Raw genomic sequence first — 11409 nt, forward strand, 5'->3', positions numbered from 1 at the left:
CCCGGCGCGGGTCAGGCCGCGGCGGCCCGGGGGGCTGTCGGGCCGGGGTCCGCGGTGCGCGTCGGGTGGCCCGACCGCAGGTCGGCCAGGACGGCCGTGGCGGCCCGGTGGGCGGAGTGCAGGGCGCCCTGGACGGTGCTGGTGTCGCGGTGGTCGCCGCAGACGTACAGGCCCGCCAGCAGCCGTACCGGGCGGCGCGGGTCGTGCGGGGGACGCATCGCGGGGACGGCCTCGGGGGTGTGGTGCACGGCCAGGGTCTCCCAGCGGGTGGTGGAGGTGGCGTAGAGGCGGGACAGGTGGCGGCGTACGGCGGTGTCGACGTCGGGCGGGGGCGGGCCCAGGACCGTCGACGACACCAGGGCGCGGCCGGCGGGGGCGCGGGAGGGGTCGACGCGGCTGATCACCGCCGTGTGGGCGACCGGGCCGCCGCGGTCCGCGTCGAGCAGCAGGTACCCGCCCGTCGCCGGGGGCTCGTCCGTGGTGTGGTGGACCACCGTCACCGGGTGGAAGTCCGGCACGCGCAGCCCGGGCAGCAGCTCGGCGGCGGCGCGCGCGTCGGTGGCGAGCAGAACGGCGCGGCAGCGGATCTCGCCGTGCTCGGCGGTGGTCACCGCGGTGGTGGAGACCGAGGTGACCCGGACGCCGGTGTGCACGGTGCCCGGCGGCAGGGTGCACGCGAGCAGCTCCGGCAGGACCTCCGCGCCGCCCTCCGGCAGGCACAGCCGGCCGGACGCGAAGGCGTGCAGGGCGAGGTCCGCGCAGCGGCTGGACGTGGTGAGGTCCGGGTCGCACAGCAGGGCGGCCAGCAGTGGACGCAGGAAGCCGTCGACGGTGCGGGCGGGCAGGCCCCGGGCCGTCAGCGCCTCCCGGGCGGGCAGCTCGGGGCGGGACAGCAGGCGGTCGACGGGCGTGGCGGCGATCCGGGCCAGGGCGGAGCGCAGCCGGAGGGACGCGCCCCGGCCGAGCCGTCCGGAGGGCGGACCGTCGAGGAACGCCGCGGTGGTCGGCAGGGCGTCACGCGTGCGGGGCCGCACGCCCGGGCGGGCCGCGGGCGACCGGGGGGAGCTTGCCAGGGCGCGCACGACGTGAAGTGCGCTCCTGGTGCTCCCTCCGTGCGCCGGGGCGCCCGCGCGGTGGTGCCGTCCGTCGCTGTGCAGCAGGACCCCCGGCGCGAAGGGGCGCAGCACGAGCGCGTCGAGCCCCTGGCTCAGGGCCAGATGGGGATACGACGTGGACAGCAACTGTCCGATCCGGTCGAGCCGGAACCCGTCGACCTTCTCCGTCGACATACGGCCGCCCACCCAGGGGGCGGCCTCCAGGACCACGGTGGTCACTCCTGCGCCGGTCAGCCGGTGCGCCGCCGAGAGTCCGGCGACCCCGGCCCCCACGACGACGACGTCCGCCTCATACGCGGGCTCAAGCACGTGCCCCTCCTCGAGGTTGCGCGGCAGGTGGGGCGGTGATGCCCTCAACCGGCTTGAGGAATACCCGAGTTCGCGTCGAGGTTAGGCCCGTGACCGGTCAGGAACGGTCGCACACGGGCAGAGCACGGTCGCACGGCGGTCGCACACGGTCCCAGGGGGTCGTCGCTGCTGTCGCAGGCGTCACAGTGCCGCTCGTACGGCGTCCTCGATCCCCGGAAAGGCGAACGAGAACCCCGACTCCAGCAGCCGCTTGGGCACCACCCGTGCGCTGCCCAGCACATCCCCCGTGATCTCACGGTTCGTCAGCGGCTGCGGTGCGGTCAGGTTGACCGGCCCGGACAGGCTCCGGGTGTCGACGAGATGGCGCAGCGCGGCCACCTCGTCGTGCAGCGCGATGAACGACCAGTACTGCCGCCCGTCCCCGAGCCGTCCGCCGAGCCCCGCCCGGAACAGCGGGAACAGCCGCCCCCACGCCCCGCCCCGGCGGGCCACCACCAGCCCGGTGCGCGCGAACACCGTCCGCACGCCCGCCTCCCGCGCGGGAGCGGCGGCCTGCTCCCACTCCACGCACAGCCGTGGCAGAAAACCGTCCCCGGGTGGCGCGTCCTCGTCGACCACCCGGTCCCCGGTGTCGCCGTAGAAGCCGATCGCGCTGCCGCTGACGAACACCCGCGGCGGTACGTCCAGGGAGGCGACGGCCTCGGCGAGCGCCGCCGTGCCCAGCACCCGGCTGTCCCGGATCTCCCTCTTGTACGCCTGGGTCCACCGGCGGTCGCCCACCCCCGCGCCCGCCAGATTGACCACCACGTCGCACCCGGCGAGCCCGGCCGTGTCCACGGACCGCCCGGCCGGGTCCCAGCGGACCTCGTCCGCGCCGCGTGGCGCACGGCGCACCAGGCGCACCACCTCGTGCCCGTCCGACCTCAGGGACCGCACCAGTGCGCTGCCGATCAGACCGGACGCGCCGGCCACCGCGATTCGCGAACGTTCCATGGCCACCATCCTGCCGGGTGACCACCCGGAAATCCGGTGGACGCCACTCGGCCCGCGCATAGGGTGACCCCATGCCGGTTCCGCTCATACGCCACGCCAGGTACGACGACGAGGAAGCCCTCGGCCGGCTCGACCGCGCGACCTGGTCCCCGCTGCACTCCGTTCAGCCGTACCCCCAACAGCCGTACGAACCCTTCTTCGGCGAGCGGCTCCGGCCCGAGGACCACCTCGTCGCCGAACTCGACGGCCGCCTCGTGGGCTTCCTCCGCCTCGGCCGCGCCACCGAGCTGGCGTCGAACGCGCACGTACGGATGGTCTGCGGGCTCGCGGTGTCCGAACAGGCCCGCGGCCAGGGGGTGGCCCGCGCCCTGCTGCGCGCCGCCGTCGAGGAGACCCGCCGGCAGGGCGCCCGCCGTCTCACCCTGCGGGTGCTCGGACACAACGCCCCGGCCCGCAAGCTGTACGAGTCCGAGGGCTTCGTGGTGGAGGGCGTCCTGCCGGAGGAGTTCCACCTGGACGGCGCCTACGTCGACGACGTGTTCATGGGCCGCTCCGTGTGAGCCGTGTGAGCCGTGTGCGTGTACGCGTGCGTGCGCGCGTCACGAGGTGACCAGCCGGCCCGTGTCCACCGGCGTCGTCGCGGTCGCCGCCCGCCGCGCGTCCGGGGCGAGCTCGGCCGCCGTCAGCACGTAGCCGGTCTCGCTGTCGGAGGTGGAGCGGGCGAAGACCATTCCGAAGACCCGGCCGTCCGTGGTGAGCAGCGGACCGCCGGAGTTGCCGGGGCGGACGGTGGAGCGGATGGAGTAGATCTCCCGGGTGACCGTGGCGCTGTTGTAGATGTCCCGGCCCGTCGCCCGCATCCGGTTGGCGACCGTCGCCGCCTGCAGATCCAGGCTGCCGTCCTGCGGATAGCCGGCGACCACCGCCGCCTCGCCGCGTGCGGCGGTGTCGTCGAACCGCAGCACGGGGGCGCGCAGCTCGGGGACGTACAGCACGGCCACGTCCCGGTCCGGGTCGAACAGCACCACCCGCGCCTCGTACGACCGCCCGACGCCGCCGACCCGCACGGTGGGGTTGTCGATGCCGGCCACCACGTGCGCGTTGGTCATCACGTGCCGGCGCGCGTACACGAAGCCGCTGCCCTCACGGCCCTGGTTGCCCGAGATGCCCTCGATCTTGACCGTGCTGAGCCGGGCGGCGGCCGTCGCGCTCTCCGTCACGCTGTCACCGGAGGGTCTGGCCACGCCCGCCGCGGGCTCGTGCTCGAACGGGTTGAAGACCTGCGGGAAGCCCGCCTCGGTCAGCGCGGAGGTGGCGCGCGAGAACCAGGCCGGGGTGGTGTCCGGCATCGCGTTCTGCACCGCCCCCAGCAGCTTCGAGTCGCGTATCGCCGAGGTCACCACCGGGGAGGAGGAGGCGCCCAGGACGCTCGCGGCCACCCAGGCGACGATCAGCACCGCCACCGAGTTGGCGACGGCCCCGCCGATGCCGTCCGCCACCCGCAGCGGGCCGTGGTCCAGCTCGCGCCGCAGCCGCAGCGCCAGACGCCCCGCCAGCTCGTGGCCCACCGCGGCCGGCACCAGCACCGTGAGCACGGCGGTGACCGTCGCCGTCGTCGTCCCCCGAGTGACGTAGTCCATCACCCACGGCAGGATCCACACGCCGACGGCCGCACCGCCGACGAAACCGGCCAGTGAGACACATCCGGCCACCAGGCCCCGCCGGTAGCCGGACGCGGCGTAGACGAGGATCACCAGCACCAACAGCAGGTCCAGCAGGTCCACTCGCGCCGCCTTTCTCTCGGACCCTCACGTACGCGCGGGACGGGCCCAGTGATCAGCCACGCGCACGTGGATCCGGGGACCGGCCACGTGTACGTGTACCCGCAGAAACGTCCCGGATCAGGACGATGGTTCCACCAGGTGGCACAGCGCACATCGCGGGCGGGGCGGAACGGGCCGACAGTGGGGGCATGCGAGTTGTGCGAATCACCGGGCGTGCCCGGGACCGGCGCCCGGGACGGCCACCCCGCGCCCCGGCGGCGCGGCTGTGCTGTCCGCCGGGTGCCACCGCCCCGTTCCCCGCCCGGTCCGGCCACGAGGACGGCTTCAGGACCCGCTGCCCGGGAGCGGCCCCGACGCTCCGCCTGCCGGTTGCCCGGGAGGCTGCGGCCCGGCCACAGGGAAGGAGTTGAGTCCCGGGGACGCCCCCGGGCGGGCGGACCGGGAGCGCACAGCGGCGGGATGGGCGGCGGCCGTTCGTGGTCCCTGGGCGGTGGTGTGCGCGGTCGCCACGGTCGTCCTCGGCCCCGCTGAGGCCGTCGCCTCCGCCCTCGACCAGGCCAACGCGGCACCCCGTTTCACGCGGGGCGGGAGCTATTCGCGGAAGCGGCCCCACAGCTTGGGGTAGCGCTGGGCGAGGACCCGGTCGTTCTCGAAGTCGAACGGGGTGCCCTCCGGTTCGGCGGGGGCCGGTGCGATGCCGAGGTCGGGGGCGACCGTGCCGGTGAGCTGTTCGTAGGCCTCGTCGGCGGCGTAGCCGAGTTCCTCGCCGTCGCCGTCGATCTCCTCGTCGAAGTCGTCCAGCAGGTCGGCGAGCGAGTCCGGGTCGTGCAGGGCGCCCTCGAAGACCTCCCGGCCCTGGCCGATCAGCCAGCACCGGAAGAAGTCGAAGGCGTCGTCGCTGGCCCCGTCCAGAAGCACCCAGGCGGCGCCCCACAGGTCCCAGCGGTAGGCGCGGTTGTACCGGGCCTCGAAGTGACGGGCGAAGTCCAGGACCACCTCGGGCTCGCAGCCGAGCAGCCGCTCGACGAGCAGGTCGGCCTGTTCCCCCGGATCGCCCTCGGCGGCCTCGCGGCTGCCGTCGACCAGCTCCCAGAAATCCGTCTCGTCCATCACGGCTCAAGCATCGGCCCTCGCGCCGGGGGGCGCACGCGGAGTGCGGCGGATCGTCAGGACCGGTACAACGCGCCCAGCCGTGCCGCGTCGCGCGCGAAACGTTCCCGCAGCGCCTTCGGGGCCAGCACCTCGACCTCCGGCCCGAGCACCATGAGCTGGGTGTGCGCGATCTGTTCGGACTCCACCGGCACGGTGGCCGTCACCCACCCGCGCCCATCGGGCGCGCCGGCCGCCGCCAGCGCCTCCCGGGCCGGCACCGGACCCACGGCGTGCACCAGCCGCCGTACGCCCTCCTCGGACAGCCGCACCACCACCTCGGCCCGCAGGATCGACCGCGCGAACTGCTCCGCCCGCTCCTCCCAGAAGCCGGGCAGGTCGAAGCCGCCGTCCCGCTCGAACCGCTCCCCGGCCGCCTCCACCGCGGTGAACCGGTCGACGCGGTACACCCGGAAGGCGCCGGGGCGTGTCGCGGGAGTCCCGGCGACCCGCGCGCACAGGTACCACACGCCCGCCTTGAGCACGAGCCCGTACGGCTCCAGCTCCCGTACGGCCTCCTCCTCGCCGCGCCGGTAGCGCGCGGTGATCCGCCGGTCGTCCCACACCGCGTCCGCGACCGCCGGCAGCAGCTCGGGCGCCCTCGGCTCCCGGAACCAGCCGGGCGCGTCCAGGTGGAAGCGCTGCGCCGCCGTACGGGAGGCGTCGCGCAGGGAGGGCAACAGAGCCGCGGACACCTTCAGCCGGGCGGCCGAGGCGGCGTCCTCCAGCCCCATCTCCCTGAGCGCCGTCGGCACGCCGCTCAGGAACAGCGCCTCGGCCTCACCGCGGGCGAGCCCGGTCAGCCGGGTGCGGTAGCCGCCCACCAGCCGGTAGCCCCCGGCCCGGCCCCGGTCGGCGTACACCGGCACGCCCGCCTCCGACAGCGCCTGCGCGTCCCGCGTGACGGTCCGCTCCGACACCTCCAGCTCCCGGGCGAGCTCGGCGGCGGTCATCAGGGGCCGCGACTGGAGCAGCAGCACCATTTTGATCAGACGGGCGGCACGCATACGGCCATCATGCCGGGGACCACCGACAACGGAACCGACGACGGAGGGGCACGGCGGCCGCCGCACCCCTCCGTCACGCCTCGGCCCTTACAGGCCGTACTTCTCCCGCGCCTCCTTGACCGCCGAGGCCTTCACCTCGCCGCGCCGGGCGAGCTGGGCCAGGGCGGCGACGGCGACCGACTGGGCGTCGACGCCGAAGTGGCGGCGGGCGGCCTCACGGGTGTCCGACAGGCCGAAGCCGTCGGTGCCCAGCGAGGTGTAGTCCTGCTCGACCCACTGCGCGATCTGGTCCGGGACCTGGCGCATGTAGTCGGAGACCGCGAGGACCGGGCCCTCGGCGCCCTGCAGCGCCTGACGGACGTACGGCACCCGCTCCTCGCCGCGCAGCAGCGCCGCGTCGGCCTCCAAGGCGTCCCGGCGCAGCTCGCCCCAGGAGGTCGCCGACCACACGTCGGCGGCCACGCCCCACTCCTCGGCGAGCAGCCGCTGCGCGTCCAGCGCCCAGTGGATCGCCGTGCCGGAGCCCAGCAACTGGATCCGCGGGGCGTTGGCCGGGACGGAGAGCTCCGCCGACTCCGCCGTGTTGAAGCGGTACAGGCCCTTGACGATGCCCTCGTCGATGCCGAGGCCGGACGGCTTCGCCGGCTGCGGCAGCGGCTCGTTGTAGACGGTCAGGTAGTAGAAGACGTCCTGGTCCTCGCCGGGCGCCGCCTCGCCGTACATACGGCGCAGGCCCTCCTTGACGATGATCGCGAGCTCGTACGCGAACGCCGGGTCGTAGGTCAGCGCGGCCGGGTTGGTCGCCGCGATGGCCGGGGAGTGGCCGTCGGCGTGCTGCAGGCCCTCGCCCGTCAGCGTCGTACGGCCGGCCGTGGCGCCGATCAGGAAGCCGCGGCCGAGCTGGTCGGCGAGCTGCCACATCTGGTCGGCGGTGCGCTGCCAGCCGAACATCGAGTAGAAGATGTAGAACGGGATCATCGCCTCGCCGTGCGTCGCGTACGACGTGCACGCCGCGATGAAGTCGGCCATCGAACCGGCCTCGGTGATCCCCTCGTTGAGGATCTGGCCGTTCTTGGCCTCCTTGTAGTACATCAGCTGGTCGCGGTCGACCGGCTCGTACGTCTGGCCCACGGGCGAGTAGATGCCGAGGGAGGGGAACAGGCTCTCCATGCCGAAGGTGCGCGCCTCGTCGGGGACGATCGGCACCCAGCGCCCGCCGGTCTCCTCGTCGCGGACCAGGTCCCTGACCAGGCGGACGAACGCCATGGTGGTGGCCACCTTCTGCGAGCCGGAGCCCTTGTCGAAGGAAGTGAACACCTTGTCGGCGGGCGCGGGCAGCGGGGCGACCGGGTGGACGCGGCGGACCGGGGCCGGGCCGCCGAGGGCCGCGCGGCGCTCCTGGAGGTAGCGGACCTCGGGGGAGTCGGCGCCGGGGTGGGCGTAGGGGACCTCGCCGTCGGCGAAGGCGCTGTCGGGGATGGGCAGTTCGAGGCGGTCGCGCATCGCCTTGAACTCGTCCACCGACAGCTTCTTCATCTGGTGGTTGGCGTTCTTCGACGCGAAGCCCTCACCGAGGGTGTGGCCCTTGACCGTCTGGGCCAGGATCACCGTCGGGGCGCCCTTGTGGGCGAGGGCGGCCTTGTAGGCGGCGTAGACCTTGCGGGACTCGTGGCCGCCGCGGGAGAAGTGGAAGCACTCGATGATCTTGTCGTCGCTCAGCAGCCCCGCCATCTCCACGAGCGCCGGGTCGGCCCCGAAGAAGTCCTGGCGGATGTAGGCGGCGTCGCGGGTCTGGTACGTCTGGATCTGCGCGTCCGGTACCTCGCGCAGCCGGCGTACCAGCGCGCCCGTGGTGTCGAGCCGGAACAGCTCGTCCCAGGCCGTGCCCCACAGGGTCTTGATCACGTTCCAGCCCGCGCCGCGGAACTGGGCCTCCAGCTCCTGCACGATCTTGAAGTTGGCGCGGACCGGGCCGTCCAGGCGCTGCAGGTTGCAGTTGACGACGAAGGTGAGGTTGTCCAGCCGCTCGCGGGCGGCGAGGGTGAGCGCGGTCGTCGACTCGGGCTCGTCCATCTCGCCGTCGCCGAGGAACGCCCAGACGTGGGAGTCGGAGACGTCCTTGATGCCGCGGCTGGTGAGGTAGCGGTTGAACCGGGCCTGGTAGATGGCGGAGATCGGGCCGAGGCCCATCGACACCGTCGGGAACTCCCACAGCCAGGGCAGACGGCGCGGGTGCGGGTAGGAGGGCAGGCCGCCTCCGCCCACCTCCTGGCGGAAGTTGTCCAGGTGCTGCTCGGTCAGCCGGCCGTCGAGGAAGGCGCGGGCGTAGATGCCCGGGGAGGCGTGGCCCTGGATGAAGAGCTGGTCGCCGGAGCCGTCGCGCTCCTTGCCCCGGAAGAAGTGGTTGAAGCCGGCCTCGTACAGCCAGGCGGCGGAGGCGAAGGTGGCGATGTGGCCACCGACGCCGTACTTGCTGGCGCGGGTCACCATCGCCGCCGCGTTCCACCGGTTCCAGGCGGTGACACGGGCCTCCAGGGCCTCGTCACCGGGGATGGCCGGCTCGGCGGCGGTCGGGATGGAGTTGACGTAGTCCGTCTCGAGGAGCTTGGGCAGGGCGACGCCGATACCCTCGGCACGCTCCAGCGTGCGGCGCATCAGGTACGCGGCACGGTGCGGCCCGGCCGCCTCGGCGACGGCGTCCAGGGAGGCCTGCCACTCGGCGGTCTCCTCGGGGTCGCGGTCCGGGAGCTGGTCGAGCTCGCTCGGCTGGATGGCGTGGGGGTCGGTCATGTCGCCGCCTTCCTCAGTCGAAGGGGGTTCCCTCATCGAAGGGTTCAGGGGTGCCCTAGGTCTTTGGCAGGACAGGGCGTGAGGCTTTGGTGGAAGCCCAACGGTGACTGTAACCCCCTGATCGATGATCGATCAAAGATTTGGCGATCAAAACCCTTCGATTGCCAGAAAGTCGGCACGCGGTGCCTTGGAATCGGGCACCCGGTGCCGCATTTTCACGTGGTTTTCGCAGGTGAGCGGGGGAAGGCTCGCGTGGATCAAGCGCGCGGCGCGCAGCCGAGGACGTGCGCCTTCACCAGCTCGGCGATCCGCGGGTCGCGCCTGCGGAACGCCTGCACCAGTTCCTCGTGCTCCTCCGCGTACGACTGCTGGACCGTGCCCAGCCAGCGGATCGACAGCGCGGTGAACACCTCGATCCCCAGACTCTCCCAGGTGTGCAGCAGCACCGAGTTGCCGGCCGCGCGGACCATCTCGCGGTGGAAGGCCACCGTGTGCCGCACCTGGGCCGTGCCGTCGGACTTGCGGTCGGCCTCGTACAGCGCGGCCACGTGCGGCTCCAGCGCCGAACAGTCCTCGGCCAGCCGCTGGGCCGCCAGCTCCGCCGCGATGGCCTCCAGGCCGGCCCGGACCGGGTAGCTCTCCTCCAGGTCGGCGGCGGTCAGATTCCGCACCCGCACGCCCTTGTTGGGCGCCGACTCGATCAGCCGCAGCGACTCCAGCTCGCGCAGCGCCTCCCGCACCGGCGTCTGGCTGACCTCCAGCTCGGTCGCGATCCGCCGCTCCACGATCCGCTCGCCCGGCTTCCAGCGCCCGCTGACGATCCCCTCCACGATGTGCTCGCGGATCTGCTCGCGCAGCGAGTGGACGAGGGGCGAGGTCATGGAGGGCTCCTTAGCGGGGGACCGGCGGGTCCCGGGGGCGTCGACGCTAGAGCTTGCCGTCAAACTCCCGTCGTTCGCCCGGAGGGCGGTTCGGCAACGCAGCGAGCGTGCGTGCCAGGCGTCGCCGGACAGGCGGGAGTTTGACGGCGGGCTCTTAGACAATACGGCGGTCGGCGACGCGCGGAAGGGCGCATACGGGCGCTTTCACGCAGGTGAGACGAGGCTTACACAGCGTCAAGACCAAGAACGGGCAAAGCGGCGCCCCCGCCCGGATTGCTCCGGACGGGGGCGCCGCACTGCTGTTCCCGAGGACGGGGCTCAGAGCCCGAGCCCCGCTTCGTTCAGATCCCCGATCCCTGATCAGAGACCGAGCTCGACCTCGAACTCGCCCGCCTCCAGGATCGCCTTGACCGCCGTCAGGTAACGGGCCGCGTCGGCGCCGTCCACCAGGCGGTGGTCGTAGGAGAGGGTCAGGTAGGTCATGTCGCGGACGCCGATGACCGTGCCCTCCTCGGTCTCGATGACGGCCGGGCGCTTGACGGTGGCGCCGATGCCGAGGATCGCGACCTGGCCCGGCGGCACGATGATCGTGTCGAACAGCGCGCCGCGCGAACCGGTGTTGGAGATGGTGAAGGTCGCACCGGCCAGCTCGTCCGGCGTGATCTTGCTGCTGCGGACCTTGCCCGCCAGGTCGGCGGTGGCCTTGGCGATACCGGCGATGTTGAGGTCACCGGCGTTCTTGATGACCGGGGTCATCAGGCCCTTCTCGGAGTCCACCGCGATACCGATGTTCTCGGTGTCGAAGTAGGTGATGGTCCCCTCGGCCTGGTTGATCCGGGCGTTGATGACCGGGTGGGCCTTCAGCGCCTGGGCGGCGGCCTTGACGAAGAACGGCATCGGGGAGAGCTTGACGCCCTCACGCGCGGCGAAGGACTCCTTCGCCTGGGCGCGCAGCTTCATCAGGCGGGTCACGTCGACCTCGACCATCGAGGACAGCTGGGCCTGCTCGCGCAGCGCCTTGACCATGTTGTCGCCGATGACCTTGCGGATCCGCGGCATCCTCACGGTCTGGCCGCGCAGCGGGGAGGCCTCCAGGACCGGGGTCCTCCTCGCCGCGGCGGGGGCCGGAGCGGCGGCGGCCGGGGCAGCGGCCTTCGCGGCCTCGGCGGCGGCGAGCACGTCCTGCTTGCGGATACGGCCGCCGACGCCCGTGCCCTTGACGGTGGACAGGTCGACGCCGTTCTCGGCGGCGAGCTTGCGCACCAGCGGGGTCACGTACGCGCCCTCGTCGGTCGCCTGGGCGGCGGCCGGAGCCGCCGGAGCGGCAGTCGGGGCGGGGGCCGGAGCGGCGGGGGCCGGGGCCACCTGCTGCGGGGCCGGG

Annotated in this window: 9 protein-coding genes; 1 reads left to right on the plus strand and 8 read right to left on the minus strand. The window is 73.3% G+C overall.

The genetic code is table 11. The features are described 5' to 3' along the window. Positions 1 to 11: 11 nt before the first annotated feature. Positions 12 to 1424 carry an NAD(P)/FAD-dependent oxidoreductase gene (locus DEP02_RS29910; protein WP_112470808.1) on the minus strand — a complete coding sequence of 471 codons (1413 nt, stop codon included), beginning with the start codon at positions 1422 to 1424 and terminating at the stop codon, positions 12 to 14. 180 nt (positions 1425 to 1604) lie between these two features. After that, positions 1605 to 2417 (minus strand): TIGR01777 family oxidoreductase, encoded by an 813-nt coding sequence (locus tag DEP02_RS29915; protein WP_112470809.1) that lies wholly within the window; start codon positions 2415 to 2417, stop codon positions 1605 to 1607. 71 nt (positions 2418 to 2488) lie between these two features. Between DEP02_RS29915 and DEP02_RS29920 the strand changes: the two genes are divergently transcribed. After that, the gene (locus DEP02_RS29920; protein ID WP_112470810.1) at positions 2489 to 2977 is read left to right on the plus strand and encodes a GNAT family N-acetyltransferase; all 489 of its coding nucleotides are present in this window, start codon (positions 2489 to 2491) and stop codon (positions 2975 to 2977) included. 39 nt (positions 2978 to 3016) lie between these two features. Here the strand turns inward: DEP02_RS29920 and DEP02_RS29925 are convergent, their stop codons facing one another. The 6 genes from DEP02_RS29925 to sucB form a co-directional block, all read right to left on the minus strand. After that, positions 3017 to 4201: a MarP family serine protease gene (locus DEP02_RS29925; protein ID WP_112470811.1), complete on the minus strand. Its 1185-nt coding sequence runs from the start codon at positions 4199 to 4201 to the stop codon at positions 3017 to 3019. A gap of 591 nt (positions 4202 to 4792) precedes the next feature. Then, the gene (locus DEP02_RS29935) at positions 4793 to 5311 is read right to left on the minus strand and encodes a DUF4240 domain-containing protein (protein WP_112470813.1); all 519 of its coding nucleotides are present in this window, start codon (positions 5309 to 5311) and stop codon (positions 4793 to 4795) included. A 56-nt stretch (positions 5312 to 5367) separates the two neighbouring features. Next, positions 5368 to 6357, minus strand: a complete 990-nt coding sequence (locus tag DEP02_RS29940) for a helix-turn-helix transcriptional regulator (protein WP_112470814.1) — start codon at positions 6355 to 6357, stop codon at positions 5368 to 5370. Positions 6358 to 6444: 87 nt separating this feature from the next. Beyond that, the gene (aceE, locus tag DEP02_RS29945; RefSeq protein WP_112470815.1) at positions 6445 to 9147 is read right to left on the minus strand and encodes a pyruvate dehydrogenase (acetyl-transferring), homodimeric type; all 2703 of its coding nucleotides are present in this window, start codon (positions 9145 to 9147) and stop codon (positions 6445 to 6447) included. A gap of 257 nt (positions 9148 to 9404) precedes the next feature. Next, complete coding sequence (locus tag DEP02_RS29950) at positions 9405 to 10028, minus strand: GntR family transcriptional regulator (RefSeq protein ID WP_112470816.1); 624 nt, start codon at positions 10026 to 10028, stop codon at positions 9405 to 9407. Positions 10029 to 10388: 360 nt separating this feature from the next. After that, the coding region (gene sucB / locus DEP02_RS29955) for a 2-oxoglutarate dehydrogenase, E2 component, dihydrolipoamide succinyltransferase (RefSeq protein ID WP_112470817.1) at positions 10389 to 11409 on the minus strand (1021 nt) is incomplete at its 5' end.

The organism is Streptomyces triticisoli (assembly GCF_003270085.1).
Classification (GTDB): domain Bacteria; phylum Actinomycetota; class Actinomycetes; order Streptomycetales; family Streptomycetaceae; genus Streptomyces; species Streptomyces triticisoli.